Annotated in this window: 25 protein-coding genes and 1 pseudogene; 11 read left to right on the top strand and 15 right to left on the bottom strand. The window is 64.3% G+C overall.

The window, feature by feature from the left end:
* Positions 1 to 313: 313 nt before the first annotated feature.
* The 5 genes from Q6A47_RS17715 to Q6A47_RS17695 are packed head-to-tail and all read right to left on the bottom strand — an operon-like array spanning position 314 to position 5,148.
* Positions 314 to 1,225, bottom strand: a complete 912-nt coding sequence (locus tag Q6A47_RS17715; RefSeq protein ID WP_304484955.1) for a LysR family transcriptional regulator — start codon at positions 1,223 to 1,225, stop codon at positions 314 to 316.
* 53 nt (positions 1,226 to 1,278) lie between these two features.
* Positions 1,279 to 2,247 carry a lysylphosphatidylglycerol synthase domain-containing protein gene (locus Q6A47_RS17710; protein WP_304484954.1) on the bottom strand — a complete coding sequence of 323 codons (969 nt, stop codon included), beginning with the start codon at positions 2,245 to 2,247 and terminating at the stop codon, positions 1,279 to 1,281.
* Complete coding sequence (gene clsB, locus Q6A47_RS17705; protein WP_304484953.1) at positions 2,247 to 3,452, bottom strand: cardiolipin synthase ClsB; 1,206 nt, start codon at positions 3,450 to 3,452, stop codon at positions 2,247 to 2,249. The genes Q6A47_RS17710 and clsB overlap by 1 nt, the downstream gene beginning before the upstream one ends.
* Entirely contained in the window at positions 3,449 to 4,234 is a 786-nt protein-coding gene (locus tag Q6A47_RS17700) for an endonuclease/exonuclease/phosphatase family protein (protein ID WP_295487223.1), read from the bottom strand. Before Q6A47_RS17700 ends, clsB begins: the two co-directional genes overlap by 4 nt.
* Positions 4,231 to 5,148 carry a DUF72 domain-containing protein gene (locus tag Q6A47_RS17695; RefSeq protein WP_304484952.1) on the bottom strand — a complete coding sequence of 306 codons (918 nt, stop codon included), beginning with the start codon at positions 5,146 to 5,148 and terminating at the stop codon, positions 4,231 to 4,233. Before Q6A47_RS17695 ends, Q6A47_RS17700 begins: the two co-directional genes overlap by 4 nt.
* A gap of 197 nt (positions 5,149 to 5,345) precedes the next feature.
* On the opposite strand from Q6A47_RS17695, the gene Q6A47_RS17690 reads away from it, so the two are divergent.
* Complete coding sequence (locus Q6A47_RS17690; RefSeq protein WP_295487218.1) at positions 5,346 to 5,903, top strand: ATP-dependent Clp protease proteolytic subunit; 558 nt, start codon at positions 5,346 to 5,348, stop codon at positions 5,901 to 5,903.
* A gap of 9 nt (positions 5,904 to 5,912) precedes the next feature.
* Here the strand turns inward: Q6A47_RS17690 and Q6A47_RS17685 are convergent, their stop codons facing one another.
* The gene (locus Q6A47_RS17685; RefSeq protein ID WP_304484951.1) at positions 5,913 to 10,055 is read right to left on the bottom strand and encodes a CheR family methyltransferase; all 4,143 of its coding nucleotides are present in this window, start codon (positions 10,053 to 10,055) and stop codon (positions 5,913 to 5,915) included.
* A 409-nt stretch (positions 10,056 to 10,464) separates the two neighbouring features.
* Here Q6A47_RS17685 and Q6A47_RS17680 point away from each other — a divergent pair.
* The 3 genes and pseudogenes from Q6A47_RS17680 to Q6A47_RS17670 form a co-directional block, all read left to right on the top strand.
* Positions 10,465 to 10,623 (top strand): annotated as a pseudogene (locus Q6A47_RS17680) (con-10 family general stress protein); the annotation flags it as partial.
* A 74-nt stretch (positions 10,624 to 10,697) separates the two neighbouring features.
* Positions 10,698 to 11,921 (top strand): zinc-dependent alcohol dehydrogenase, encoded by a 1,224-nt coding sequence (locus tag Q6A47_RS17675; RefSeq protein WP_304484949.1) that lies wholly within the window; start codon positions 10,698 to 10,700, stop codon positions 11,919 to 11,921.
* Between the two features lie 95 nt (positions 11,922 to 12,016).
* A complete protein-coding gene (locus tag Q6A47_RS17670) occupies positions 12,017 to 12,322 on the top strand; it encodes a DUF6555 family protein (RefSeq protein ID WP_304484948.1) in 306 nt (101 codons plus the stop codon).
* 13 nt (positions 12,323 to 12,335) lie between these two features.
* Here the strand turns inward: Q6A47_RS17670 and Q6A47_RS17665 are convergent, their stop codons facing one another.
* A complete protein-coding gene (locus Q6A47_RS17665; protein ID WP_039577580.1) occupies positions 12,336 to 13,343 on the bottom strand; it encodes an aldo/keto reductase in 1,008 nt (335 codons plus the stop codon).
* A gap of 157 nt (positions 13,344 to 13,500) precedes the next feature.
* On the opposite strand from Q6A47_RS17665, the gene Q6A47_RS17660 reads away from it, so the two are divergent.
* Positions 13,501 to 13,974: a YbjN domain-containing protein gene (locus Q6A47_RS17660; RefSeq protein ID WP_029614137.1), complete on the top strand. Its 474-nt coding sequence runs from the start codon at positions 13,501 to 13,503 to the stop codon at positions 13,972 to 13,974.
* 10 nt (positions 13,975 to 13,984) lie between these two features.
* Here the strand turns inward: Q6A47_RS17660 and alkB are convergent, their stop codons facing one another.
* On the bottom strand, positions 13,985 to 14,629 hold the full coding sequence (alkB, locus tag Q6A47_RS17655) for a DNA oxidative demethylase AlkB (protein ID WP_304484947.1): 645 nt from the start codon (positions 14,627 to 14,629) through the stop codon (positions 13,985 to 13,987).
* 274 nt (positions 14,630 to 14,903) lie between these two features.
* On the opposite strand from alkB, the gene Q6A47_RS17650 reads away from it, so the two are divergent.
* Entirely contained in the window at positions 14,904 to 15,512 is a 609-nt protein-coding gene (locus tag Q6A47_RS17650; RefSeq protein ID WP_029614138.1) for an SCO family protein, read from the top strand.
* Positions 15,513 to 15,995, top strand: a complete 483-nt coding sequence (locus Q6A47_RS17645; protein WP_304484946.1) for a copper chaperone PCu(A)C — start codon at positions 15,513 to 15,515, stop codon at positions 15,993 to 15,995.
* 47 nt (positions 15,996 to 16,042) lie between these two features.
* Here the strand turns inward: Q6A47_RS17645 and Q6A47_RS17640 are convergent, their stop codons facing one another.
* From Q6A47_RS17640 to Q6A47_RS17625, 4 genes are all read right to left on the bottom strand, one after another.
* Positions 16,043 to 16,270 carry a hypothetical protein gene (locus Q6A47_RS17640; protein ID WP_029614139.1) on the bottom strand — a complete coding sequence of 76 codons (228 nt, stop codon included), beginning with the start codon at positions 16,268 to 16,270 and terminating at the stop codon, positions 16,043 to 16,045.
* Positions 16,271 to 16,334: 64 nt separating this feature from the next.
* Positions 16,335 to 17,168: an AraC family transcriptional regulator gene (locus tag Q6A47_RS17635; protein ID WP_304484945.1), complete on the bottom strand. Its 834-nt coding sequence runs from the start codon at positions 17,166 to 17,168 to the stop codon at positions 16,335 to 16,337.
* Positions 17,165 to 17,479, bottom strand: a complete 315-nt coding sequence (locus Q6A47_RS17630) for an AzlD domain-containing protein (protein ID WP_029614140.1) — start codon at positions 17,477 to 17,479, stop codon at positions 17,165 to 17,167. Before Q6A47_RS17630 ends, Q6A47_RS17635 begins: the two co-directional genes overlap by 4 nt.
* On the bottom strand, positions 17,476 to 18,177 hold the full coding sequence (locus tag Q6A47_RS17625; protein WP_304484944.1) for an AzlC family ABC transporter permease: 702 nt from the start codon (positions 18,175 to 18,177) through the stop codon (positions 17,476 to 17,478). The genes Q6A47_RS17630 and Q6A47_RS17625 overlap by 4 nt, the downstream gene beginning before the upstream one ends.
* 156 nt (positions 18,178 to 18,333) lie before the next feature.
* Here Q6A47_RS17625 and Q6A47_RS17620 point away from each other — a divergent pair, with 156 nt between their 5' ends.
* The 3 genes from Q6A47_RS17620 (at position 18,334) to Q6A47_RS17610 (ending at position 21,313) form a co-directional block, all read left to right on the top strand.
* Entirely contained in the window at positions 18,334 to 19,197 is an 864-nt protein-coding gene (locus Q6A47_RS17620) for an SMP-30/gluconolactonase/LRE family protein (RefSeq protein WP_039577590.1), read from the top strand.
* A 50-nt stretch (positions 19,198 to 19,247) separates the two neighbouring features.
* Positions 19,248 to 20,000, top strand: a complete 753-nt coding sequence (locus tag Q6A47_RS17615; protein ID WP_304484943.1) for a methyltransferase domain-containing protein — start codon at positions 19,248 to 19,250, stop codon at positions 19,998 to 20,000.
* 98 nt (positions 20,001 to 20,098) lie between these two features.
* Positions 20,099 to 21,313 (top strand): YeeE/YedE family protein, encoded by a 1,215-nt coding sequence (locus tag Q6A47_RS17610; protein ID WP_304484942.1) that lies wholly within the window; start codon positions 20,099 to 20,101, stop codon positions 21,311 to 21,313.
* A 136-nt stretch (positions 21,314 to 21,449) separates the two neighbouring features.
* Here the strand turns inward: Q6A47_RS17610 and Q6A47_RS17605 are convergent, their stop codons facing one another.
* The gene (locus tag Q6A47_RS17605; RefSeq protein WP_029614143.1) at positions 21,450 to 21,779 is read right to left on the bottom strand and encodes a hypothetical protein; all 330 of its coding nucleotides are present in this window, start codon (positions 21,777 to 21,779) and stop codon (positions 21,450 to 21,452) included.
* Between the two features lie 227 nt (positions 21,780 to 22,006).
* On the opposite strand from Q6A47_RS17605, the gene Q6A47_RS17600 reads away from it, so the two are divergent.
* On the top strand, positions 22,007 to 22,759 hold the full coding sequence (locus tag Q6A47_RS17600; RefSeq protein WP_039583158.1) for a FadR/GntR family transcriptional regulator: 753 nt from the start codon (positions 22,007 to 22,009) through the stop codon (positions 22,757 to 22,759).
* A gap of 33 nt (positions 22,760 to 22,792) precedes the next feature.
* Here Q6A47_RS17600 and Q6A47_RS17595 read toward each other — a convergent pair whose 3' ends face one another.
* Both Q6A47_RS17595 and garD read right to left on the bottom strand, forming a co-directional pair.
* Positions 22,793 to 24,373, bottom strand: a complete 1,581-nt coding sequence (locus tag Q6A47_RS17595; RefSeq protein ID WP_304484941.1) for an aldehyde dehydrogenase (NADP(+)) — start codon at positions 24,371 to 24,373, stop codon at positions 22,793 to 22,795.
* Between the two features lie 70 nt (positions 24,374 to 24,443).
* Positions 24,444 to 25,997, bottom strand: a complete 1,554-nt coding sequence (gene garD, locus Q6A47_RS17590) for a galactarate dehydratase (protein ID WP_304484958.1) — start codon at positions 25,995 to 25,997, stop codon at positions 24,444 to 24,446.
* Position 25,998 lies beyond the last annotated feature (1 nt).

Here is a 25,998-nt window from a genome sequence, read left to right as displayed (position 1 = left end):
CACCGCCAACCGCGACCTCAGGAGGCCGAGCATAGGCGTTGCGCAGGGAGGTGACGGGCATGGATGCCCGTCAAGCGCTTGGGGCCAGGACGGCCCCTAAGCGCGGTCCTCCCGGAGCGACGCCGGCGCGAGGGGACCCCTGCGCGCAGCGCAGGGGCCGTATGCGGGAGCAAGCGGTTTTTGCCCCTCTTTTTTCCAAGAAAAAAAGAGGGTCGCCGTAAAGGCGAAAAGGTGACTAAAAATCAACAAAAAATTCAAAGACTTAACCAAATCCCCAAATCCCCAAATCCCCAAATCCCCAAATCCTAAATCATCAACCCTCCCGCCGATACATCCGACACTCCGCCAACAACGCCAGTAAATTCGGCTCCCGCTCACGCGCCTTCAAAAACACCACCCCAATATCCTGCTGCAACCGATACCGCTCGCGCAGCGCAATCAACCTCACCCGATTCTCATACACCGCCGCAATCCGCCCCGGCAACAACGCATACCCCACCCCCGAACTGACCATGCTCAGCAACGTGAAGATATCGTTCACCTGCATCGCCACCTTCGGCTCGAACCCCGCCTGGCCGAACACCCGCGCCCCGTCCCGGTGAGTCGCAAAACCCTGCGTCAGGGTGATGAACGTCGAGTCGGCCAAGTCCGCCAGATCCACCTCGTCCTGCTCGGCGAACGGCGAATCGCTTGGCACGGCCAGGAAGATATCGTCGGAAAACAACGCCAGGTGCGCGCAGGCCGGGTCCTCGATGCTCTCGTCGAGCGCCACCAGAATCGCATCGAGTTCGTGATTTTTCAGGCGATGCAGCAAATCCACGTTCGAGCCCAAGGTGAGATCGATATTCAGCTCACTGCGGCGCAGCTTCAGCCCCATCACCAGCTTCGGTACGGTCTTGACCGTCAGCGAGTACAACGCACCGAGCCGAAAGCGCTCGGCATAGAAACCGGCTGCCTCGCGGGTCTGGCGCACCATCTGCTCGGCGTCCTGCAGCAACTGGCGGGCCTTTTTCTCCAGCACATAAGCGCTTTCCAATGGGATCAACTGGCGGCCCTCGTGCTTGAACAGTGGGCAGCGCAGCGCGTTTTCCAGCGAATGAATGGCGCGGTGCACGCTCACCGCGCTGGTCGACAGCTCACTCGCCGCACGGCCCAAGCTGCCGCTGCGCATGAAGGCCAGGAACGTCTCCAGCTTCTTGAGGGTCAGCTCTTCGTCGATCAACATGCACGGCGCTCATTATCCGGGAGCGCCGATCATGCCATAGCCTGGGCCGACGATCAGCGTGCGTCCGCTTCCTGCGGCCGGTTGCGATCCTGTTGGCGCAACGCCTTGGCGCGTTTTTCCAGCACCACGTAAGCGATCAAGGCGAGCAACAGCGGAATCAGGTAGTACAGCGTGCGATAGCCCAGCAACGCGGCGACCAGCGTGCCCTGGCTCAATTGCCCGTGAAGCAGCGCCAGGAACACCGTTTCCAGCACCCCCAAACCAGCAGGAATGTGCGCGACCACCCCAGCGATGCAACTGATCAGCAACACACCCAGGATCGACGGATAAAACAGCTCGTGCGGCAGCAACAGATAGATCAGCGCCGCCATCAACGCCCAGTTGCTCGCGCCCAGGGCCACTTGGCACAGCGCCAGGCGCCAGGATGGCAAGGTGATTTCGTGCCCACGAATATGCCAGGTGCGGCGCTTGGCGAACGCGCAGGCGAACAGGTAGGCGAGGGCGACGGCCACCATGGCCACGCCGATCAGTTGCAGACCGCTGGCGCCGACCGCCCAGCCCTCCGGCAACTTCACCAGGCGCAGGGCGAACACGCTGCCGGCCAGCAGCAGGTAGCCCATCCAGTTGGTCAGCAAGCCCAGTGTGAGGATCCGGGTGATGGTGGCGGTGTCCAGGCCCAGCCGGCCGTACAGCCGATAACGCAAGGCCACACCGCCTACCCAGGTGGTGAAATTGAGGTTGAAGGCATAGCACACGAAGGCCACCGGCAGTACCTGGCGGGCAGGCAGGCGGTGTCCGGTGTAGGCGCGCCCTAGCAGGTCGTAGCTGGCGAATACCAGGTAGCTGGTGAGCGCCAGCAACAGGCCCAGCGCCAGGGTTGCCGGGCTGTAGGCCAACAGCGACTGGCGCACCTCATCCCAGTCCAGATTGCGCGCCAGGGTATAGAGCAGGGTGGGTATGAGGATGATGAAGCACAGGGTCAGCACCTGCTTGCCCCAAACCTTCCATGACTTCTCGGCCATCAGACGTTGCCCTCGTGCAGCTCACCCTGTTCCTGAACCGAAGGCAGGACCGACTTCAAGCGCTGCCGATGAGCCGGGAACAGGCCAGCGATGCGCGGAAAATAGCGAGTGAAGTGAAAGCCCATGAAGATCAGCGGCGCTCGCCACCAGTAGCCACGAATCATGCGTTCCAGGGTGACTGGCTTGCACTGCTCTTCGGCCAGCTCGCTCAGGTGCTGGTACAACTGCTGGTTGAATGCGCGATCGCGGATCATCAGGTTGGCTTCCAGGTTCAGCGACAGGCTCAAGGGGTCGAGGTTGCTGGAGCCGACGGTGGACCACTGCTCGTCCACCAGCGCGACCTTGCCGTGCAGCGGACGTCGACAGTATTCGTGAATGCGCACATCGTCGCGCAGCAGGTAGTTGTACAGCAGCCGCGAGATGGCTCGCACCCAGCGCATGTCCGGTTGGCCTTGCAGGATCAACGTCACCTGCACGCCGCGTCGGGCGGCATTGCGCAGTTCGCGCAGGAGTCGGTAGCCGGGGAAGAAGTAGGCGTTGGCCACCACGATGCGCCGCTCGGCATGGCGGAACATCTGCAGGTACTGCTCCTCGATGTCGGTACGGTGACGGACATTGTCACGCTGCACCAGCGTGGCCTGCGCAGCGCCGGTGGGCGCGGTCACCGGCTCGACGGTATCGGCGCGGTCCAGGACCGGGGCCATCAGGCGACGGCTGCTGGTATGAACCTGGGCCACCACCGGGCCGGTGACCTCCACGGCGTAGTCCTGCTTGGCCATGGGACCGAAGTCCCCCAAGTGATCGGCGCTGTAGTTGATGCCGCCGACGAACGCCCGCTGGCCATCGATGACCACGATCTTGCGGTGCAGCCGCCTGAACAGATTAGTTCGCATACCCGCCAGCATCGGCTGCGGGTCGAAGGCATGGAAGTGCACGCCGGCTTCGACCATCGAGGTGACGAAGGCGTCGGGTAGCTCGCCAGCGCCATAGCCATCGGCTACCACCTCGACCCGCACCCCGCGCTGGGCGGCGTCGATCAGCGTCTGGCGCAACTGCTGGCCGACCTTGTCGTCGTAGATGATGAAGGTCTCCAGAAGGATTTCCGTGCGCGCGGCCGCCATCGCCTCGAATACGCGCGGGTAGTACTGCTCGCCGTTGATCAGCAGCTCGACATGGTTGCCGTCGACCCAGGATGGTTGCTTCAAAGGTTCACCTCCGCTGCGAGCGGTGCGTGGTCGGAGAGGTGCGACCAGGGGTATTTGGAGAGCACCTGCGCCTGGCTGGGCATGGCGTTGCGCAGGTAGATGCGGTCCAGGCGCAGCGCCGGCCAGCGGGCCGGGAAGCTGCGCGCCGGAGTGCCGAAGCGTTCGCCGAAGGCTTCGACCAAGTGCTGGCTGAGCACGTCGTCGGCCTTCAGGCGCCAATCGTTGAAGTCGCCAGCGACGATCACAGGCGCGCTGGCCGGCAGGCTGTCGAGCAGTTCCAGCAGCAGTTCGACCTGACGCTGGCGATGCGCTTCGCGCAGGCCCAGGTGCACACAGATGGCATGTACCTGGTCGTGCCCAGGCACGTCGAGGCGGCAGTGCAGCAGACCGCGTTCCTCGTTGCCCTTGATCGACACATCGAGGTTGCGATGGTCGAGAATCGGGAATTTCGACAGCAGTGCGTTGCCGTGGTCGCCGTGCGGATAGACCGCATTGCGACCATAGGCGAACTGCGGCCACATGCTGTCGGCGAGGAATTCGTACTGCGGCGTCTGCGGCCAGCCCGGATGCCGCTGGGCATGCGCGTGATGGCTGCCATGCACCTCTTGCAGGAACACCAGGTCGGCCCCGGTAGCGCGCACCGCTTCACGCAGCTCTGGCAGGATGAAGCGCCGGTTGAACGGCGCGAAGCCCTTGTGCACGTTGAGCGTCAGCACGTTCAGGCGACGCACGGCGGCGCGGGTGTCGACGGCGGGGCTAGGCTGGGTCAGCGGTTCGATCACAGCGGCACCTCCGTTTCCACGCCGGGCTCGGTGACCAACTCGCCGTCCAGCCCCAGCTTGCTAAGCAGGCGTCGCGCATCGAAGGGGGCGTGCACTTTCTGGTCATTGTCGAAATAACAGTACACGTCGCGACTCATCCGCTTGCGCGGTGGTTTGCCCAGTACGCAGTGCGCATCGGCCGGCTGCTCGCCACGGCTCCAGGCCTGGATGCGCAGGCGCCAGTGGCGCAACGCCCGTGCGGTGTAGCCGCTGCTGTACAGCTCGACATCGCCATGCAGGCGCAGGTAGACGAAATCGGCGGTAATGTCTTCGACGCACGGCCACTTGCCTGCACTGTCGGCGACCACCAGGGCCACCTTGTGCTTGCGCAGCAGCGTGATGAACGCCTCGCACAGGAAGCTCTCATGACGGATCTCGATGGCGTGACGCAGCGGTGCATTGCCTTTGATGGCCAGGCCGCCGTTGTCTTCGAAGCGTTCGCTGCAGTGCCGTGCGCAGTCGCGCGCGGCTTTGCGGTCGCGCGGCAGATGCTCGAGGAAGTGGCTGAAGCGCGCCTCGTCGAATTTCAGGTTCGGCGGGAACTGCCAGAGAATCGGGCCAAGCTTGTCGCCCAGCAGTAAAAGGCCGGAGGCGAAGAAGTTGGCAATCGCTTCGTCGATGTCCTTGAGCCGGCGCACGTGGGTGATGTAGCGCGGTGCTTTGACCGAGAACACGAAGTCCTCGGGCGTCTCGTCGCGCCATTGCCGGTAACGTTCCGGGGTTTGCAGCGCGTAGAACGAGCCGTTGATCTCGATGCTGTTCACTGCACGCGAGGCGAATGCCAGCTCGTCGTCCTGACGCAGGCCTGAGGGGTAGAAGTCCTTGCGCCACGGAGCATAGCGCCAGCCAGAAATGCCGATGCGAATGTCGCTCACGGGGTCTCCTTGGAATCGGTCGATACAGTGTGTGCGACTGAAACGAAGGGGTGGGGGTTCCGAATGGATGGTCAGCGCGCGCTGGACGGTGCAGCGCCGGTCAGCGACGGTCGCCGAGCGGTGGTTGCGGGGAACTTTGTCGCTGCGCACGATTCCACCGAGAGCCGGATGCCCGAGGCGCCCGGACCACTCTGGAGGTGCTCATGGCCCGACATATCATCCACTTCACCGGCCCGATCAATTCCTCGACCTGCGGCAACTTGATCAACACCTGCTCGCGCGCTGTCCAGCAAGGTGCCGAGGCGCTGCAGATCAACATCGCGACCATGGGCGGGGAGTGCAGCTACGGTTTCACCCTGTACAACTTCCTGCTGGCTCAACCTGTGCCTGTGCATACCCACAATCTCGGCACCGTCGAGTCGATGGGCAACATCCTGTTCCTGGCAGGCAGCCGGCGTACCGCCTGCCGCTACAGCAAGTTCCTGTTTCACCCGTTTCACTGGACGCTGCATGGCTCGGTGGACCATTCGCGCATGGCCGAATACGCCATGAGCCTGGACTACGACCTGAGGCTGTACGCCGAAATCGTCGCCGAACGCACGCAGGGATCGCGCGAAGACCTGGACGTCACCCGCTACCTGATGGCGTACCCGCGTATCCTTGGCCCCGCCGAGGCGCTGGCCAGCGGGATGATCCACGCCATCGACGAATTGCCGCTGGCCGGTGACGTGGTGCAGTGGAGCGTGCATGCCTGAGGCCAGGCCTCAGTAAGGCACCGACCCACTCAACGACTCGATCACCTCGATCAGTTCGTCGTAGCCCACGGGCTTGTTCAGGTGGCGGTCGAAGCCCGACTGCCGCGATTTGTGCTGATCGGCACTGGCACCGTAGCCGGTCAAGGCAATGGCCGGTGTGCTGCGCAGGTGTTCCAGGCTGCGCAGGGCCTTGATCAAGGCATGGCCATCCATGCCCGGCATGCCGATGTCCGAGAGGATGATGTCGTAGCGGTCCTGCCCGGCCGCCTCCAGCGCCTTGCGCGGATCGCTGTAGGCGTGCACCACGGCGCTTTCCATCTCCAGCAATTGCTGCATCACGTCCAGCACCTCGATCGAGTCGTCCACCAACAGCACGCAGATGCCATGCAGACGGCCCTCGGTCTGTGGCGGCGGGGCATCGGTGCGCTCGTCCTGGCGTGCTGCGCTGAGCGGTAGACGTACGCTGAAGACGCAGCCCTTGCCCAAGCCCGGCGACTGCGCGCGCACCGTGCCGTCATGCGCTTCGACCAGTTGGCGGACCAACGACAAGCCGATGCCCAGTCCTTCGCGGTTGTGGCTGGTGGCGGCAGGGGCGGCCTGGCTGAACAGGTCGAAAATCTTTTCCAGGCTGTCCTCGCGCAGGCCTACTCCTTGGTCGATGACTTGCAGCAGGGCCTGGTCGTCTTCGCGGCTGAGCAGCAGATGAATCTCGCCGCCGTCGGGGCTGAATTTCAGGGCGTTGTTCAGCAGGTTCCAGATGATCTGCTCCATCCGCGTACTGTCGCCTTCGATGTACAGCGGCTGACCATCGGCCGGCACGCTCAGGCGTACCGTGCAGTTGTGCTGTTCGCTCGACACCACCGCATGAATACCCAGCAGGATCGCGGTGAGATCGACCGATTCGGTCCGCAACTTGAGCTTGCCGGTACGGATACGTGCCACATCGAGCAGGTCGTCGATGATCCGGGCCTGGCTCGACACCGCTTCGCAGATGGTGCTGACCGCCTTGCTCGCGGTGCTTGCACCTTTGATCACGGGCAGGCGGCGGAGGATTTCGGCGTTGAGCTGGATGAGGTTCAGCGGATGCTTGAGCTCGTGGGACATCACCGCGAAGAACTCGTCCTTCAGGTGGCTGGAGGTTTGCGACTCGGCCAATTGCTTGCTCTGCTCATCGTGCAGGCGCTTGTGGCCGGTGAGGTCGCGGGCGATCTTGACGTAGCCGCGCAGGCTGCTGCCCTTGAGCAGCGAGACCTCGCCGCTGCAATAGAAACGGCTGCCATCCTTGCGCACGTGCCAGCGTTCGTCCTGGCCGCGCCCATTGACCCGGGCGCTGTGCAGTTCGCGCTCGGGCACGCTGCCCTGGCGATCCTCCTCGGTGAAGATCAACTCGTAGTGTCGTCCCAGGACTTCTTCCTTGGTATAGCCGAAGATCAGGGTAGCGCCGGTGTTCCAGTCGCTGATCGAGCCCTGCTCGTCGAGCAGAATGATAGCGAAGTCATGGGTGCTTTCGGCCACCAGGCGCATGCGTTCCTCGCCCAGGCGCAGGCGTTCTTCGGTGGCGCGGCTCTTGCTGATGTCGATGAAGGTCAACACCGTGCCGTCGATTTTCTGCTCGCTGGAGCGGTAGGCCAGCAGCCGGGTGAAGTACCAGTGCTGGTCCTGGCCGCTGACCTCGCGCTCGATGCTGGTGCCGCCCTGGGCCACGGCGCGGGCGTCGTCGGCCAGCTCCGGATAGTTCAGGCGGTGGGTGATGTCGAGCAGCGAGCGGCCGGTGTCGACCGGCAGCATGTTGAAGATGTCGGTGGCGCGCGGGGTGAACCAGCGGATGCACAGGTTGCGGTCGACGAACACCGTGGCGATGTCGGTGGAGGCGATCAGGTTGCTCAGGTAGTCGTTGACCTTGTCGGTTTCCTCGACTTTGTTCTTGAGTTCGTAGTTGACCGTCAGCAATTCCTCGTTGATCGACTGCAACTCTTCCTTGCTGGTTTCCAGTTCTTCGCTGGCCGAGCGTAGCTCCTCGTTGATGGCTTGCATCTCTTCATTGGAGGCGGTCAGTTCCTCGCTGGAAATCTCCGATTGCTCGATGGTTTCCTGCAACTGCAAGCGCGTGCGCTGCAGTTCACGCTCCAGGTTGGTCAGCACCATGCTGTCGGTCTGGCGGATGCCGCCGGCCAGGGCAATGGAAGGGTCCGGGGCGCGTTCCTCGAAAACCACCAGCAGGCACTCGCTGACGCTGGGGTCGTCCTTGTGCGGGTGGACGACGATTTCCACCTGGATTCGCTCGTCGCCTTCGCCCAATTCGACCGGGCGCGAAGTGACTGCCTGGGAGCCCTGGCGGGCCTGGAACAGGGTGCTGCGCAAGGCCAGACGCAGGCTGGGCAGCACCAGATTGATCAGGTTGCGGCTCGGCTCGCCGCCGGTCAGTTGCAGAAAGCGACCGACGCCGTCGCTCATGTGCAGGATCATGCCTTCGCCATCGACGATCAGGCTGGGTGGGCTGCGCCGGGCCAGGGCGCGGTGATGAACTTCGGCGTAGGACGGCTTGCGCGCAGCGCGCGTCTTGACCGGCGTGCCCGGGGTGGCGGGCGGCAGGTCCGCCCCGGTCAGCCGGCGTCCGGAGTGGCGCAGGCCACTGGGCATTTCGCGGGCGCGGAAGATGCGGTTGCGCTTGTCCACCGGGGCGAACAGCTCGCCGGCCAGGTCTGCCGACTCGGAGGATCCGAGGAACAGGTAACCGCCGGGGCGCAGGGCGAAGTGGAACATCTGCAGAATGTCGCGCTGCACCTCGCGGTCGAGGTAGATCAGCAGATTGCGGCACACCACCAGGTCGATCTGCGAGAACGGCGGGTCGGACAACAGGTTGTGCCGAGCGAACAGCACCTGCTCGCGCACCTCCTTGCGCACCCGGTAGTGCTGGTCTTCCTTGCTGAAGAACTGGCGTAGCCGCCCGGGCGGCACATCGGTGACGATCGCTTCGGAATAGTTGCCGCTGCGCGCTTGCGTGATGGCGCGCCCGTCCAGGTCGGTGGCGAACACCTGGACCTTGGCCTCGCGCTTCTCCAGGGCCAGTTGCTCGCTGACCAGCATGGCCAGGCTGTAGGCTTCTTCGCCGGTGGAGCAGCCTGCGGACCAGACGCGAATGTCGGCGGGGCCTTCGCCGCTTTCGCCGTCGCTGACCAACTCGGGCAACACATGCCGCTCAAGGGCTTCGAAGGCTTCGCGGTCGCGGAAGAAGTTGGTCACGCCGATGAGCATGTCGGCCAGCAACTCATCGGACTCCTGCGGATGCTGCTCCAGGTAACGGTAGTAGCCCGGCAGGTCGGTCTGCGCGGTGACGTGCAGGCGCCGCTCGATGCGACGCAACACGGTGGCGCGCTTGTAGTGCTGGAAGTCATGGCCGGTGTTGGCGCGCAGCAGCAGGAGGATTTCCTCGAGCAGCGGCTCGGCCTGCTGCGGGTCGCCCTCGCGGATGCCCAGCGGCGGCGGCATGTTCTGCTCGTCCACTTCCGGCAGGCGCACTTGCTTGGCCTTGAGCCAGATTTCCATCAACTTCTGGGCCATATCGGCTGCCGGCATGACGAAGTCCACCAGGCCGGTGGCGATAGCGGCGCGGGGCATGCTGTCGTGCAGGGCGTCGTCGGGTGTTTGCACCAGGGTCACGCCGCCCTGTTCCTTGATCCGCGACAGGCCCACTGCACCATCGGCGCCCGTGCCCGAAAGCACCACGCAGAAGGCGTGATCCTTGTGCACGTCGGCCAGGTCGCGGAAGAACAGGTCAATGGCCACATGGTCGCCACGACGGCGATTGGCCGGGCTGACGCGCAGATAGCCGTCGTTGGTGGAGAGCCGGCTGGCCGGTGAGATCACGTAGACGTGATTGCACTCGATGGGCACAGGCGCTGTCACCTGGCGCACGGGCATTCGCGTTACGCCCTGAATGATGTGGTCCGCCACGCTCTGATGGTCCGGGGACAGGTGCAGCACCACCACGAATGCCATACCGCAGTCGGCAGGCATCTGTTCGAAGAAGGTACAGATGGCCTCGATGCCGCCGGCCGATGCGCCGATGCCCACCACCGGAAAATCGAGGTGACTGGGCATCAGTTTGCGATTGACCGGTGAGGCGGTGGGCTGGTTGGAAGACGACGTCATGGCACGGCCTTGTACAGGGCGAGGGGACCACCCAGAGAGGGGAATCGGACAGGGTGAGGGAGTATAGGCTTCGCAGCGTCGAGGGCGAAAGCGGTGGCTAAGGCTCGCTTCTCCGGGATTGGGACTTGGACTTGAGGCGCGCAGGAAAGTGCTGGTGTAGCGGCAATATTCATCGTGGCATGCAGAACGGCCAATACTGGGGCGCTAAAGTCAGGCCCCGACGCCTTTAGCGCCGCCGGTCAGAGATTCATCAAAACGATGGAGCGCAGTGTCAGGCGACTGTCGGAACCAGGGTAGGCGCGTGCATTGCGCGCGCACCGGCTGGCCGCAGAATCCTTACAGGAGACATGACATGGCGCATGAACATGAGCAGGACCGCCCAAGCAAGCGCGGCGGCACCCGGCAGACCAATCCGGGCAATTTCGCCAACGACCCCGAGCGCGCTTCGCGTGCCGGTCAGAAGGGCGGACAGAACTCTGGCGGCAACTTCGCCAACGACCGCGAGCGTGCCTCCGAGGCCGGGCGTCGGGGCGGGCAGAACAGCCGCGGCGGCGCACGCGATGCTTGATGGCTAGACTCTGAACAGGCCCGGTCATCCCTTTGCCTGGGCCATTGGCAATCCTCAGCCCTGGAGAGCGAATCATGCGTGCATTGACCTATCACGGCGCCGGTGATGTGCGGGTAGACACGGTGGCCGATCCCATTCTGCAAGACCCCGACGACCTGATTCTACGCGTGACCGCGACCGCGATCTGCGGCTCGGACCTGCACCTCTATCGCGGCAAGATTCCCATGGTCGAGCAAGGCGATATCCTCGGGCACGAGTTCATGGGCATCGTCGAAGAGGTCGGCAGCGGCGTGACGGCGGTGCAGCGCGGGGACCGGGTGGTGATTCCGTTCGTGATCGCCTGCGGTGGTTGTTTCTTCTGCCAGCACGAATTGTTCGCGGCGTGCGAAACCACCAATACGGGTCGCGGCGCCATCCTCAACAAGAAGGCCATCCCGCCGGGGGCGGCGTTGTTCGGCTACAGCCATTTGTATGGCGGCATCGCGGGTGGGCAGGCCGATTACGTGCGGGTGCCGAAGGCCAACGTCGGCCCGTTCAAGGTGCCGGGGCATCTGGCTGACGACAAGGTGCTGTTTCTCTCCGACATCCTCCCGACGGCCTGGCAGGCGGTGGTCAATGCCGAAGTGGGCGAAGGCTCTTCATTGGCCATCTACGGGGCCGGCCCGGTCGGCCTGCTGTCGGCGGCGTGCGCACGCATGCTCGGCGTGGAACGCATCTTCATTGTCGACAACTGCGGTTATCGTCTCGATTACGCCCGCCAGGCTTACGGTGTGATTCCCATTGATTTCTCCCACGATGACGATCCGGCCGACACCATCATCCGCCAGACCGCCGGCATGCGCGGGGTGGACGCGGTGATCGACGCAGTAGGCTTCGAGGCCAAGGGCAGCGCTACCGAGTCGGTACTCACCGCCTTGAAGATCGAAGGCAGCAGCGGCAAGGCGCTGCGCCAGAGTATTGCTGCCGTGCGGCGCGGCGGAGTGGTGAGCGTGCCGGGGGTGTATGCCGGTTTCGTCCATTGTTTCCTGTTCGGCGACGCCTTCGACAAGGGCCTGACCTTCAAGATGGGGCAGACCCATGTGCAGCGCTATCTGCCCGAGTTGCTGGAGCATATCGAGGCGGGACGGTTGAATCCGGAGGCGATTGTCACCCATCGCCTGGCGCTGGAGGACGCTGCGCGTGGCTATGAGCTGTTCGACGAGATGCAGGAGCGCTGCCGCAAGGTCATCCTGCAGCCCGGTGCGGTGCCGGATCCCGAGATCGAGGCCGTGCGCCGAAGCTTGGCGGGGCAGGACTGAACGCACTGTTTATCCACTTGTTCGACAATTTTCTGAATCTTCGCGATGAAGCCCGATCAATCTAGGGTCATCCATGGAGAACAGGAGGCCCAGAAATGCCAGCTCCACAGTTGTACGTCATCGAATACAAGCAGCATGGGCAGCTGCGAAGCTTCATCATTCGATCGGAGCGCATGGACAATGCCGAGGCTTGGCATTGGGCCAGTTGCGATGCGGGGGTGGGCATCATTCCCAAGTTCGGGCGAGAGAAGATCAAGAAAGTCAGCCGGCCCATGGCTGAGCGCTACGGCATTACCGATGTGACCTGGCGGTTGTCCGGAAGCGGAGCCGGACGCAACGTCAGCGACAGCCCGCAACGCACCGAGCCGCTGTCTGGCGGCGAGATGCGTGTGCTGGTGTGATCACCGGGTTAAGTCAGCGCGGCAGCCGCCCGCTGACGAAATGCGCGACATCGTTGAATCCCGGGGTCGAAGCATGCCCTGGGGTGACCAGTGAATCGACGAAGGCTTCGTCTTCAGTGCTGATTTGGACCTCCAGCGCGCCGGCGTAGGTCTGCCACTGCGCCTCGGTGCGCGGGCCGACGATGGCCGAGCTGATCAATTGGTTGTTGAGTACCCAGGCAATGGCGAATTCGACCATGCCGACCCCTTTGGCCTGGGTGTACGCGTGGATCTTCTGGGCAATGGCCAGCGATTCCTGTCGCCATTCCACCTCCATGATGCGTTTGTCCTGGCGCGCCGCACGGCTGCCTTGCTCAGGTGTGGCGCCCGGTGCGTACTTGCCGCTGAGCACGCCGCGCGCCAGCGGGCTGAAGGGCACCACGCCCAAGCCATGGTAGGCGGCTGCCGTGAGCTGCTCGGGCTCGGCCTGGCGGTTGACGATGTTGTACAGCGGTTGGCTGACCACCGGTTTGGCCACACCCAGGCGCTCGGCCAGGTTGCAGATCTCGGCGATGCGCCAGCCGCGGAAGTTGGACACGCCCCAGTAGCGGATCTTGCCTTGCTGCAGCAGGTCCCCCATGGCGCGCACGGTTTCCTCCAGCGGCACCTGGTGGTCCTCGCGGTGCAGGTAGTAGATGTCCAGGTAATCGGTATTCATGCGCGTGAGCGTGGCGTGCAGGGCATTGAACAGGTGCTTGCGCGACAGGCCGCTACGGTTGGGCAGTCCGTCGACCGGGCCATAGCCGCCTTTGGAGGCGACCACCCAGTCCTGACGATTATGCGCCACCGCCTGGCCGACGATTTCCTCGGAGCGTCCGGCGTTGTACACATCGGCGGTGTCGATGAAGTTGATGCCCTGGTCCCAGGCCTGGCCGATGATTTTCAGGGCGGTCGGAGTGTCGGTCTGTTCGCCGAACATCATGCTGCCCAGGGTCAGGGCGGAAACGTGCAGGCCGGAGCGGCCGAGGGGGCGGTAGCGCATGCTGAAGGTCCTTGCATCGGGAAGGGGATCGGTCCGTTTTACACACAACGCCGCGGCTTTTAAAGGCTGGGCGCGCGTGCCTGGGTGTCGTCCTGGCCAATCAGGAGCGCTGTGCTACTACTTGATAGCGACGCAATGATGATGAGGAAGCGTGTGCATGACGGATGTGACCCTTATTGAAACCGTGAGCGTAGAGTCGCTGACCGAGCTGCTGCAGGATGCCGGCTGTCGGGTCAACCGCAACGAACAGAGCGCTGTGGTGCAGTTGCTCAGCGCCAGTCAGGGCGTGGGCTATGCGGTGCGCTTCGGCAACCGCGCGCCAGGCAAGGACGGCGAATTTCTCGACTTTACCTTCAGTTGTGCGCTGCGCATCCAGGGTGACCTGCCGGACGGCTTGGCTGAACGTTGGAATGCGAGCCGGCGGTTCGCGCGGTTGTCGCTACAAGGTGAATTTCTGGTGATGGAAATGGATGTCGTGGTGGCCGATGGCGTCACCCCGAAGCATCTGCTCGGTAGCCTGCTGCTGTGGGATCGGGTGTTGCAGGAGTTCATCGTTTATCTGCGCGACTACGGGCGTAATAACCCGGTACAGGCGGCGCAGTCGGTCAGCGACGACACGGCTGCGGTCTGAAGGCTGTGCTTCAGCCGGCCCTGCGCAAGGTCAGGTTGATGCGTCGCTCGCCCATTCGTTCATGGCGTCCCGGCTTGATCGGTAACACGCCATGAAATCGCAGCCGGTCCTCGCCGCCCCAGACCAGGACATCGCCATGACTGAGCGGCACCTGTTGCGGGCGGTCGCTGCGCTGATGACCGCCGAACAGGAACGTGGCTGGCAGGCCCAGTGAAATCGACACGATCGGCTGGGCGAAGTCGCGTTCGTCACGGTCCTGGTGCAGGGTCAGTCGGGTGCCGGGCAGGTAGTGGTTGATCAGGCAGGCGTCGGCGACAAAATCGTCGAAGCCGGCTGCGGCGGCTGCCTGCGTTGCCAGGGACGATAACGTCTCGGGCAGCCTCGGCCAGGGTCGATCAGTGCGCGGGTCGGTGCGGCTGTAGCGGTAGCCGCGCTCATCGCTGACCCAGCCGAACGTGCCGCAGTTGCTCAAGGCCACGGCCATGTGCAGCCCGCCGGGCGTGCGCATGTGCCTGAAGGGTGCCGCGCGCAATACCGGGCGCAGCGCGTCGAGCAACGCTTCGATCTGCGGCAGTGCGAAGCCGGGGAGCAATACGGTGTGGCTGGCCAAGCGCTGCGGCTGCTGGTCGAACAGGTCGAGGTCGGACTGGATCATGGCGCTCACGGGCGGGGACAGGCGCTCAGTGTAGCGCCGTGGCCGGGCAGCGCCCATGCCCTCCGGTCGTCCGTAAGCCTTCGCCGCACTGATCTCTAGCAACAAAGTGTTACTCTTTCAAGCCCTGCGACAACAGGCCGCAGCCCGTAAATACGGGGCTGCGGGGGAATTGCCGTGTCGGCGTGTGGCTGCTGACGGGGTGTCATGCCAGAATGCCGCGGTTTTCGACCGGTCCTGCGCGAGGACCGGCGCCTCTCCTGTAAAGGATGGTTCCATGACTGATCTACTGACTCGGCGCGCGGTCGTCGCCGGGATGGGTGTACTGGGGCTCGGTCTGCTGGCCGGCTGCAGCCCGGCCCGTGGCCTGGACTTCAAGTACGGCAAGAACATGAGCAATGAGATTCTCGGGCGCAAGTTCAAGCTCAAGGACCCCCAGGGCAACGAGCGAACCTTGTCGAGCTTCTACGGCTCGATGCCGATGATCTTCTTCGGTTTCACCCAGTGCCCGGCCGTGTGTCCGACCGCGCTGGCACGCGCTGCGCAGATCCGCCAACAGCTCAAGGGCCGTGATCGCGATCTGTTCCGGGTGGTGTTCATCACCCTGGATCCGGAGCGCGACACCCCGGAGGTGCTCGACGCCTACGTCAAGGCGTTCGACCCTTCATTCGTCGCCCTGACCGGCACGCCGGAAGAGATCGATGCTGTCGCCCGGGAGTTCAAGGTGTTCTACGAGAAGATCCCGACCGGCGACACGTACACCATTTCCCACTCGTCCACCAGCTACGTCTACGATACCCGTGGCACCCTGCGCCTGAGTCTCGGCCATTCCCTGAACGCCAAGGAATGCGTCGAAGACCTGCGCACATTGATGGAGATCTGCTGAATGTCGATGCAACCGATCAAGCGCGGCCTGGCCGCATTCGCCCTGCTGGGCCTGACTCTGCCAGCGTTGGCCGACACCAGCGTCAAGGACGCCTGGGTACGTGCCAGCGTCCCTCACCAGCAATCGACCGGGGCGTTCATGACCCTTACGGCGACGACCGACAGCAAGCTGGTCGGGGTCGCGTCGCCCGTGGCCAAGACCGTGCAAGTGCACGAAATGACCATGCAAGGCGATGTGATGGGCATGCGTGAGGTGAAGGCCGTGGATCTGCCAGCCGGCAAACCGGTGACCCTGGACCCGAACGGTTACCACGTGATGCTGATGGGGCTCAAGGACCAGGTCAAGGAAGGCCAGCAGGTGCCGCTGACCCTGACCATCGAAGATGCGCAGGGCCAGAAGCAAATCCTGGACGTCCAAGCCCCGGTCAAGCCATTGACTGCCGACATGAGCGGCGGCCACGACCACATGCACATGAAGCACTGATCGCCTTGATACCCGTTGGCCGCCTATCAGCCAACGGGTTGGAGGGATCAACTGCGAAAGCGCGGCAGTGGCCGGTCGACGGTGAGCGAGGTCAGCGTGCGCCGCACCTGCGCTTCGTCGGCCTCAAGCGCCTTGAGGCTGGCGCGGATCTTACCCGCCGCCGGGACATCGCCCTGCCGGTCGATCCAGTCGGCGATCTGTTTGCAGGCGCTGCTCAGGCAGGCCTGGCGCTGGTTCATCAAGTTGATGAGGGTAGTGAGTTCGCGTTCAGACATGACTGCATCCTCCATTCAGCCCCAATCAGTGTAGCAGCGCCTGGCCATCTCGCCGGGTGCGCGCTCAGCGCTGCACACAGGCCAGACGGTAGGCCCCGGGCGTGACGCCATAGGCTTGCTTGAACTGACGGTTGAGGTGGCTCTGGTCGGCGAAGCCCAGGGTAAAGGCCACCTCCAGTGCCGGCAGGCCGCGACGCAGCAGTTCCCTGGCCCGCGCCAGGCGCCGTTGTTTGAGCCAAGCATGGGGCGGCAGTCCAGTGGCCTGGCGAAACACGCGGGCGAAATGGAAAGGCGAGAGGTTGACGGCCGCTGCCAGGGCCTCCAAGGAAGGAGGATCGGCCAATTGGCTTTCCAGCAGTTCCCGCGCCCGCGCCACGGCCAGCGGCTCGTGGCCCGGTGCAGCAGGTTCGGCGCCGTGGCCATGGCGCTGCACCAGTCCCAGCACGGCTTCGCGCCAGGCCGTTTGCTGCTGCAGTGCGCTGGCGCCCTGTTCACAAAGGCGATGCAGTTGGCTCAGGGCGGCTGCCAGCAGCGGATCCTGGACCACGCTCTGGCGAAAATGCGGCAGGCCACCGCGCCTGAGTTCGAGCTCGTCGAGCACCCCAGTGACCCGTTGGTGCTCGGGGTAGAACGCCCGGTAACGCCAACCGGCCTCGTGCGCCTTCGCGCCGGTGTGCAACTCGTCAGGATTGATCAGCACCACGCTGCCGACCGGCGCCAGATGGTCGCTGCCACGGTGCCAGAAGCACTGCGCGCCGGACTCGATCACCGTGAACACGTAGCCTTCGTGCACATGGGGCGCGAAGCGCTGCTGCACGTAGCGGGCGTGCAGCATCTCGACATCGCCGAGCGCAGGCGCCTGCCACAGGTGGATCTGTTCGCGCAGGGGCGTGCTCATGCCAGCCAGCTGCGCAGAAGGATGAAGAGCAACATGCTCGCCAGCATGCTCAGCAGTACGCTGCGGGTCAACAGAACGAGTGCGATGGCCACCAAGGCGCCCAGCAGGTACGGGTTCAGCGGATCCAGGTCGAGCTGATGGCCGGGCAGGAAAATGATCGGCCCACAGATTGCGGTGAGCATGCCCGGTACGGCGAATCCGAGGAACTGGCGCACGTTGGAGCTCAACCGCAGCGGCAGTCGCGGTTCGAGGAACACGTAGCGGTTGAGAAACACCAGCAGCCCCATGGCGACGATCAGTAACCAGATCATGGGCGGCTCCTTGTCAACTTCTGGCACACGAAGCCCGCCGCCATGCCCAACAGGCCGGCCAGGACCAAGGCGGTTTCCCAGTGCCAGGTGCTGAACAGCACCGAGCAGAACAGCGATACCGCCACGCACACCAAGGTCGGTAGATTGCTCACGCGGGGTGCGATCAGCGCGACGAAGGTGGCGACGATGGAGAAGTCCAGACCCAACCGATCAAGGTGCGGGATGCTCTGACCGAGCACGATGCCGGCCAGGGTGAACAGGTTCCAGGCCACATAGAAGGTGAGTCCTACGCCCAAGGCGTACCAGCGGTCGAACTGTTGACGGTCGTGATGGCTGGTCAGGGCGAACAGTTCATCGGTGAGCAGAAAACCCAGGCCCAGCCGCCAGCGCGTCGGCAGGCCACAGATCACCGGCCGCATGGACAGCCCGTAGAGCAGGTGCTGCGAGGTGAGCAGCAGGGTGGTCAACAGGATCGATAGCGCGCCGGCGCCGCTCTTGAGCATGCCGATCGCTACCAGTTGTGCGGCGCCGGCAAAGACGATGGCTGACAGACCCTGGCCTTGCCAGGCGCTGAGGTCGGCTTCGATGGCCATGGAGCCGGCCAGCAGGCCCCAAGGCGCCACGGCCAGGGACAGTGGGACGATGGCGAGGCTGCCTTGGACGAACGCCTGGCGGTGATGCAGTGCAGGGCTGGACATGGTGACTTCGAACGTAGGGCAGGGGTAGCCAGCATGCCAGAGCCAATGCGGCAGGGCTTGAACGATCTTGCTGCCTGGGCGCTGGCCCGGGCCGAGCCGATGACATTTTTTTCACATCCCCTTGTTAGGATCGCCGCGACCTCAAAGGAGCGATCGATGATTCAAGTGTTGCGCACGCGCGCGGTAAAACTGACCTTGGCGGCCACGGCAGGCGTTGTCGTCAGTGCTTTGGGTTTCTTCGCCTGGCAGAGCTTCTATCCCGTCCAGGCCGCCGATGGTTGGCAGGTTCAGGTGCTGCACGACGACCTGGACAAGGCCGCGTCGCTGCTGCCGCTGGCCGATGGCAGTCTGCTGGTCAGCCGTGAGCTGGACGACGGCAAAGGCAGCATTCTCAAGATCACCCCTCAAGGCGAGCGTCAGGTCCTGATTGATGGGCTGTCCAAGCCTGACGGCATGACAGCGGTGGAGGGCGGCTGGGTGTTCAGCCAGGAGGGAGGGCTGGCGCCGGTCAACCTGTCCCGCGACGGTCAGCTCACAGCCCTGTTCGAAGGCGAGAACGTGCAGGGGCTGTGGAACGAGGGCAGCCACCTCTACGCCATCGAGGACCGCAAAGGCGAAGGTCGCCTGATGCGCTACGACTGGAGCACTGGCCAGGTGCAGGTGCTGCGCGCGGCGCTCACCGAAGGCGAGGGCCTTACCCGCTGTGAAGGGGGGCGTCTGCTTTATACCGAAAAAGCGGCCGGGCGCATTCGCGCACTGGGCGACAAGGGCGAGGATCCGGTGGTGGCCGAGGGCCTGCGCCATCCAACCTTCCTGTTCTGCGACCAACGCGGGTTGTGGATCAGCGAAGACTCGACCCACCGCGCCCGATTGCTGCGCATCGATGCCGATGGTCAGCAGCACACCGTCCTGTCGTTCCTCAAGGCGCCACAGTCGATCGTGCCCGACGGCCAGGGCGGTTATCTGCTCGCCGAAGGCGGGCGGGATCGTGTACTACGTTTGTCGCCGTCTGCGCAGTAGCGCTCGGCGGTCTGTCCCGCCACACTGACCACCCCGATCAGGAGCAGGGCATGGCGCTTTCCTCGACCGATTTCACCACCCGGCTGCTGGTCGATGCCGGCATAGGCCCCGGCATGCGTGTACTGGATGTCGGCTGCGGCATGGGCGATGTCAGCTTCATGCTCGCCGAGCTGGTGGCGGCGGACGGGGCGGTGGTGGGCATCGACCCGTTTGCCGCCGCGCTGGCGCACGCGCGCCAGCGTCAGGTAGATGGGCATGCTGCCAACGTCGAATTCGTCGAGTGTGACCTGCATCGACTGCCGGCGTCTCTGGGGCTGTTCGACGCCATCGTCGGGCGCCGAGTGCTCATGTACCAGCCCGATGCCGTGCTTGCCGTGCGTCACTTGGCCAGGCTGCTGCTGCCCGGTGGCGTGCTGGTGTTCCAGGAACATGACAGCTCCCTGACGCCCGCCAGCCTCGACCCTTTCCCCTTGCATCGCCGTGCCCAGCGCTGGTTGCAGCGCATGATCGCGCATGAAGGCGCCGACTTGCACATCGGTTTCAATCTGCACCGGATCTTCAGTCAGGCCGGGTTGCAGGTCGGTCACTTGCGCGCCGAATGCCTGCTGCAGACGCCTGACAGCCCCTACGGGCTGGCGGCGATCATTCGCGCCTGCCTTCCCCGCATCATCGAGCACGGCATTGCCACCGCGCGACAGGTCAACATCGACACCCTGCAGGCGCGTCTGGACGCCGAGCGGACCGCCTCCACGGGCATCTACATTGGCGACATGGCCTTTGGGATTTGGGCACACAAGCCCTGAACAGGCCGGTGTCACGACTGCGTGACGGTACAGGCATCTCGCCAACGCCCGCATAGCGGTATACTCGCGGTCCGTTCGACTGTTATCCGAGTATTTCAATGGGTCTTTCCACTACCGCCACTTCCGAGCCGCGCCGTCTGGGCGCGCCGCTCATCGCCCTGGTCCTGTTGCTGACCGGCGCCTGGTTTCTCCAACTCAATGCCAGCTTCAAGCAGATGCTGTTGCTGCTGGTGGGCGCGGCCCTGGGGCTGACCCTCTATCACGCCGCCTTCGGCTTCACATCGGCCTGGCGCGTGTTCATCAACGAGCGGCGCGGCGCAGGGCTGCGTGCGCAGATGGTCATGCTGGCACTGGCGGTCGTGTTGTTCTTCCCGGCCTTGTCTGCCGGCAGCCTGTTCGGTAATCCAGTCAACGGACTGGTGGCGCCCGCCGGAGTGTCGGTGGTGTTCGGCGCCTTCATCTTCGGCATTGGCATGCAACTGGGCGGCGGCTGTGCATCTGGCACCTTGTTCACGGTGGGCGGCGGCAACGCGCGCATGCTGGTGACTTTGCTGTTCTTCATCATCGGCTCGGTCGCCGCGACTCACCACGCCGATTGGTGGTTCGCCTTGCCGTCGCTCCCGGCCACCTCGATCGTCAAGGCCTGGGGTGTCGGACCGGCACTGGTCGCCAGCCTTGGGCTGTTCGCGCTGATCGCGTGCGTGACGGTGATCCTGGAGCGACGTCGCCATGGTGTGCTGGAGCGGCCTGTGGGCAGCGAGCACCACGGCGTGCGGCGTTTTCTGCGCGGGCCGTGGCCGCTGCTGTGGGGAGCCATCGCTTTGGCGCTGCTGAACTACGCCACCCTGGCATTGGCCGGCCGCCCGTGGGGCATCACCTCTGCCTTCGCCCTGTGGGGCGCCAAGACCTTGAGTGGGTTGGGCGTTGATGTCGGCAGTTGGGTCTTCTGGCAGGCACCGGCCAACGCCAAGGCCCTGGCATCGCCGCTGTGGCAGGACATCACTACGGTCATGGATGTGGGCATCGTGCTCGGCGCCTTGCTCGCCGCCGGACTGGCGGGTCGGTTTGCGCCTAGCCTGAGGATTCCCTTGCCTTCGCTCGTCGCTGCGGTGATCGGGGGGCTGTTGCTGGGGTATGGCTCGCGTCTGGCCTACGGCTGCAATATCGGCGCCTATTTCAGTGGCATCGCGTCCGGCAGCCTGCACGGCTGGCTATGGCTGGTGGCCGCCTATGTCGGCAACGTGATCGGTGTGCGACTGCGTCCGCTGTTCTTCGCCGGTGAGCGACGTGCTGACAAGCTGACCGGGTGTTGAGCATCGGGTCATCAATCGTGAAACTGAGAAACTACCTGAGCTTTATCGATAAATAGCTTTAGGTTTTCATCTTAAGCTATTGATTAATAAAACATTCCTGGTTTGAGGCTCTGATCAGCAGAGCCTCTGCTGCGAATCATCGACGGGCTACGGCATGCTGCACGCACTGTTCGTAGTACGTCTGCTTGATCGCCTTGGGCGGCAGCCTTGAACGACTGTTGTAGGTCTGTTCAGTGATGCCCATGGCGGTCATGCGCATCCAGGGCTTACCGAAGCGGCGTACCTGCAGTTTCTTGCGCGCTGCATACAGCGTGGCCCCCGACAGTTTGGACTGCTGCGCCTCAGCGGCGATCTGAGCGCCCCATCCACAGACGCTGCGATCGTTCTGGTTCAACGGCCTGGCCTGGGCGTCCCACGCCACGAAGGCCAGCGCACAGCTGGCCAGGGTTGCTAGAAATACGCGCATGTTGCTGTCCTAAGCATCTGATGAAAAAGGGAGTTTGCCTTCGCTTCTGTGGCATCGGGGCCAGCAAATTGCCGTCAGCCGACGGACTGTCATACCCCTTCCAGGGACCATGGCCGCGCGAGCATGGGCTGGTTCATGTGAGGTGAGGAATATCGGGTGCATCGATGTGATCGTACAACTGCATGCGTTATGATGGCCGCTGTCTTTTCACGGTGAATCACAACGGCATGACAGAGCAGCACGTACAGCCGCGGACACGACGCAAGCCGCGCAGTTTGGCTCAGGAATTGGTCACGGTGCTCACCGAGCGTATCCGCAACGGCCAGCTCAAGCGCGGCGACAAGTTGCCGACCGAGTCGCAGATCATGCTCGAGGAGGGGGTCAGTCGCACCGTGGTGCGGGAAGCCATCTCGCGCTTGCAGGCAGCCGGGCAAGTCGAAACCCGTCATGGCATCGGCACCTTCGTGCTCGACGCACCGAGCGCTACCGGCTTTCGGATCGATCCTGCGACCGTCGTCACCTTGCGCGAGGTGTTGGCGGTGCTGGAGCTGCGCATCGCCCTGGAGATCGAGGCGGCCGGACTGGCCGCCCAGCGGCGCAGCGACGCGCAGTTGCAGGGCATGCGCACGGCGCTGGACGAGCTCAATGAAGGCGCCGCACAGGCCTGCGATGCGGTCTCGGCGGACTTCCAGTTCCACCTGCGCATCGCCCAGGCCAGCGGCAATCATTATTTCGCCGATATCCTCGCCCACCTGGGTACCAGCATCATCCCTCGCACCCGTCTCAATTCCGCGCGTCTGGCCCACGATGACCAGGCCCATTACCTCAGCCGCCTGAGTCATGAGCACGAGGCCATCTACGAAGCCATCGCTCGCAGTGACAGCGAGGGCGCGAAGTTGGCCATGCGCTTGCACTTGAGCAATAGCCGCGAGCGTCTGCGCCAGGCTCATGCCGCAGCCGAAGAGCAGCACGCGGGGTAGCGAACAGGGGCCTCGAGGCCCCTGGCCGTCGCGTCAGAGCGGTGCGTCACTCCACTGGCCGTTCACCAGTCGCCGCAGCCGCAGTGGATTGGCGTCCTGCAAGGCCAGTGGTAACAGCGCCTGCGGGTAGTTCTGGTAGCACACCGGGCGCAGGAAGCGGTCGATGGCCAGTGTGCCGACCGACGTGCCGCGTGCGTCGGACGTGGCGGGATAGGGGCCGCCATGGACCATCGCATCGCACACTTCGACCCCCGTGGGATAGCCGTTGATCAAGATCCTGCCGACTTTTTCCTCCAGCAACGGCACCAGCCAGGCGTAGGCCTCGAGGTCTTCGGGTTCGCCAATCAGCGTGGCCGTCAGTTGTCCACGCAGGCCCAGCAGCGCGGCGCGTAGCTGAGCGTCGTCAGCGACTTCGACCGCGACCGTGGTCGGGCCGAACACTTCTTCCTGCAGCACCGGGTCGGACGCCACCAGCAAATGAGCGTCTGCCTTGAACAGTTGCGCGTGCGCTTGGGTGCCGGTCTGGACCTGACCGGCCAGGTGCTCGATGCCAGGATGCGCATGCAGGTGCGTCAGCCCCTTTTCGTAGCTGCGCAGGCCACCGGTATTGAGCAAGGTCTGTGCGGCTTGCTGTTGCAACTGCTGACCGACTTCGCTCAACAACTGACTGAACGCGGGGGATTTCAGGCCGATCACCAGCCCCGGATTGGTGCAGAACTGACCGGCACCCAGGCATACCGACCCTGCAAGTTCCCGGGCAATGGCTTCGCCGCGCTGGTTCAGTGCCGCGGGCAGGACGATCACCGGATTGATGCTCGACATTTCAGCGAACACCGGAATGGGCTGGGGGCGTTCGGCGGCCATGCGGCACAGGGCATCGCCACCCTTGAGCGAGCCGGTGAAGCCGACCGCCTGGATGGCGGGGTGCTTGACCAACCCTTCGCCCACGCCTGCACCGAAGACCATGTTGAACACGCCCTCAGGCATACCGGTGCGCCTGGCAGCGCGGACAATGGCGCAGCCGACCAGGTCAGCGGTGGCCATGTGCCCGCTGTGCGCCTTGAACACGACTGGGCAACCGGCCGCCAGCGCAGCGGCCGTGTCGCCACCTGCCGTGGAGAAGGCCAGCGGGAAGTTGCTGGCACCGAACACCGCTACCGGACCCACGCCGATACGCATCTGTCGAAGGTCGACGCGCGGCAGCGGTTGGCGCTGTGGCTGGGCCTGGTCGATGCGAGCGCCAAGGTAGTCGCCACGGCGCAGTACCTGGGCGAACAGGCGCATCTGACCGCTGGTACGGGCGCGCTCGCCCTGGATGCGCGCGGCGGGCAGTGCGGTTTCCTGGCAGACGATGGCGACGAAGCGGTCGTCCAGTTCATCCAGCTCGTCGGCGATGGCGTCGAGAAATTCGGCACGCCGTGTCCCAGGCAACTGACGGAATTCGGCGAAGGCGGCCGCTGCCGCGCGAGCAGCTTGATCGACTTCGCTGTCGGTGGCCTGCGCGAAGCTGAAGGGCAGTGCCTGCCCCGTACTGGCGTCCAGGCTCTGCAGACGTTGCTGGCCGGCAGCGCTGCGCTGGCCGGCGATGAAGTTGTGGCCGAGGATCTCAGGCATGGGGTGCTCCTGTGGTTGACGCTGGGTGCCTGCTCACCGCCCCGTCAGGTGCGGAAGATGCAGGCCATTTTCAGGTGATGGGTGCTGGATTGAACAAGGTGATGTCGTTGTGCAGCTTGTGGCGCTCGGCCCAGGTCTGTTTGCGGCCACTGGCCACGTCCAGGTAGTAGTGGAACAGCTCCCAGCCCAGCGCCTCGATGCTCGAGCGGCCGCTGGCGATGCGTCCGGCGTCGATGTCGATCAAGTCGGGCCAGCGTTGCGCCAGTTCGCTGCGGGTACACACCTTGATCACCGGCGCCATGGCCAGGCCATACGGGGTGCCGCGGCCCGTGGTGAAGACATGCAGGTTCATGCCCGCCGCCAACTGCAGGGTGCCGCAGACGAAATCGCTGGCCGGTGTGGCGCAGAAGATCAAGCCCTTGCCGGTGACTCGCTCGCCTGGGCCGATGACGCCCTGGATGGCGCCACTTCCGGACTTGACGATCGACCCCAGGGATTTTTCGACGATGTTCGACAGGCCGCCTTTCTTGTTCCCGGGCGTGGTGTTGGCGCTGCGGTCGGCTGCGCCCTGTTGCAGGTAGCGGTCGTACCAGTCCATCTCGCGCACCAGCGCCTCGGCCACCTCGGGGGTCTGTGCGCGCGAGGTGAGCATATAGATGGCGTCACGCACTTCGGTGACCTCCGAGAACAGCACCGTGGCCCCGGCGCGCACCAAGAGATCGGCGGCGAAGCCCAGCGCCGGGTTGGCGGTGATGCCGGAGAAGGCATCGCTACCCCCGCATTGCATGCCCAGGATCAGCTCACTGGCCGGGACCGTCTCGCGGCGACGCTGATCGAGCTTCTTCAGTCGCGTTTCGGCCAGGTGCATGATCTGTTCGATCATCTCCACGAAGCCTAGCGAGGCATCCTGCAGGCGGTACAGCCACGGCTCGGCGAGGTTCACGGAGGAGTCTCCCTCGTGCATGACCTGTCCTGCCTGCAATTTCTCGCAGCCCAGGCTGATCACCAGCGCTTCGCCGCCCAGATTGGGGTTGCGTGCCAGGTTGCGTACGGTGCGGATGGGGATATAGGCGTCGCGGGCATTGATTGCCACGCCACAGCCGTAGCTGTGGGTGAGGGCGACCACGTCGTCGACATTGGGATAGCGCGGCAGCAACTCGGCGCGAATGCGCTTGACGGCGTGGTCGAGCACACCCGTCACGCACTGCACGGTGGTGCTGATGCCGAGGATGTTGCGGGTGCCGACGGTGCCATCGGCGTTGCGATAGCCCTCGAAGGTGAAGCCCTCCAGGGGGGGTAAGGCCGCTGGCACGGCATTGCACCGGGGCAGGCTGTCGAGTTCAGGCGCAGCAGGCATCGACAACTGGGTTTCCTGGACCCAACTGCCCTGGCGCAGGTCCTGGAGGGCGTAGCCGATGATTTGCCCATAACGCCGCACCGGCTCGCCTTGGCGGATGTCGACGGTGGCCACCTTGTGGCTTTGTGGTACGCCCTCGATCAGGGTCAGGCCATCGGCGAACCGCGCGCCTTCGCCCAGCCCGCCGTCGTTGACCACCACCACGACATTGTCATCGTCGTGCAGGCGGACGTAGCGGGGCGACTCGGAATGTTCGATCAACTGCATG

This window comes from Pseudomonas boreofloridensis (assembly GCF_030580795.1).
Classification (GTDB): domain Bacteria; phylum Pseudomonadota; class Gammaproteobacteria; order Pseudomonadales; family Pseudomonadaceae; genus Aquipseudomonas; species Aquipseudomonas boreofloridensis.
Note: the sequence above shows the minus strand (reverse complement) of the source record. Positions and strands in the feature narration are given on the sequence as shown.

What these genes read in the sequence shown, in the direction of transcription:
- Q6A47_RS17715 (WP_304484955.1), bottom strand. Translation starts at nt 1,225, where the DNA reads ATGTTGATCGACGAAGAGCTGACCCTCAAGAAGCTGGAGACGTTCCTG.
- Q6A47_RS17710 (WP_304484954.1), bottom strand. Translation starts at nt 2,247, where the DNA reads ATGGCCGAGAAGTCATGGAAGGTTTGGGGCAAGCAGGTGCTGACCCTG.
- Q6A47_RS17685 (WP_304484951.1), bottom strand. Translation starts at nt 10,055, where the DNA reads ATGACGTCGTCTTCCAACCAGCCCACCGCCTCACCGGTCAATCGCAAA.
- Q6A47_RS17675 (WP_304484949.1), top strand. Translation starts at nt 10,698, where the DNA reads ATGCGTGCATTGACCTATCACGGCGCCGGTGATGTGCGGGTAGACACG.
- Q6A47_RS17670 (WP_304484948.1), top strand. Translation starts at nt 12,017, where the DNA reads ATGCCAGCTCCACAGTTGTACGTCATCGAATACAAGCAGCATGGGCAG.
- Q6A47_RS17665 (WP_039577580.1), bottom strand. Translation starts at nt 13,343, where the DNA reads ATGCGCTACCGCCCCCTCGGCCGCTCCGGCCTGCACGTTTCCGCCCTG.
- Q6A47_RS17660 (WP_029614137.1), top strand. Translation starts at nt 13,501, where the DNA reads ATGACGGATGTGACCCTTATTGAAACCGTGAGCGTAGAGTCGCTGACC.
- alkB (WP_304484947.1), bottom strand. Translation starts at nt 14,629, where the DNA reads ATGATCCAGTCCGACCTCGACCTGTTCGACCAGCAGCCGCAGCGCTTG.
- Q6A47_RS17650 (WP_029614138.1), top strand. Translation starts at nt 14,904, where the DNA reads ATGACTGATCTACTGACTCGGCGCGCGGTCGTCGCCGGGATGGGTGTA.
- Q6A47_RS17645 (WP_304484946.1), top strand. Translation starts at nt 15,513, where the DNA reads ATGTCGATGCAACCGATCAAGCGCGGCCTGGCCGCATTCGCCCTGCTG.
- Q6A47_RS17640 (WP_029614139.1), bottom strand. Translation starts at nt 16,270, where the DNA reads ATGTCTGAACGCGAACTCACTACCCTCATCAACTTGATGAACCAGCGC.
- Q6A47_RS17635 (WP_304484945.1), bottom strand. Translation starts at nt 17,168, where the DNA reads ATGAGCACGCCCCTGCGCGAACAGATCCACCTGTGGCAGGCGCCTGCG.
- Q6A47_RS17630 (WP_029614140.1), bottom strand. Translation starts at nt 17,479, where the DNA reads ATGATCTGGTTACTGATCGTCGCCATGGGGCTGCTGGTGTTTCTCAAC.
- Q6A47_RS17625 (WP_304484944.1), bottom strand. Translation starts at nt 18,177, where the DNA reads ATGTCCAGCCCTGCACTGCATCACCGCCAGGCGTTCGTCCAAGGCAGC.
- Q6A47_RS17620 (WP_039577590.1), top strand. Translation starts at nt 18,334, where the DNA reads ATGATTCAAGTGTTGCGCACGCGCGCGGTAAAACTGACCTTGGCGGCC.
- Q6A47_RS17615 (WP_304484943.1), top strand. Translation starts at nt 19,248, where the DNA reads ATGGCGCTTTCCTCGACCGATTTCACCACCCGGCTGCTGGTCGATGCC.
- Q6A47_RS17610 (WP_304484942.1), top strand. Translation starts at nt 20,099, where the DNA reads ATGGGTCTTTCCACTACCGCCACTTCCGAGCCGCGCCGTCTGGGCGCG.
- Q6A47_RS17605 (WP_029614143.1), bottom strand. Translation starts at nt 21,779, where the DNA reads ATGCGCGTATTTCTAGCAACCCTGGCCAGCTGTGCGCTGGCCTTCGTG.
- Q6A47_RS17600 (WP_039583158.1), top strand. Translation starts at nt 22,007, where the DNA reads ATGACAGAGCAGCACGTACAGCCGCGGACACGACGCAAGCCGCGCAGT.
- Q6A47_RS17595 (WP_304484941.1), bottom strand. Translation starts at nt 24,373, where the DNA reads ATGCCTGAGATCCTCGGCCACAACTTCATCGCCGGCCAGCGCAGCGCT.
- garD (WP_304484958.1), bottom strand. Translation starts at nt 25,997, where the DNA reads ATGCAGTTGATCGAACATTCCGAGTCGCCCCGCTACGTCCGCCTGCAC.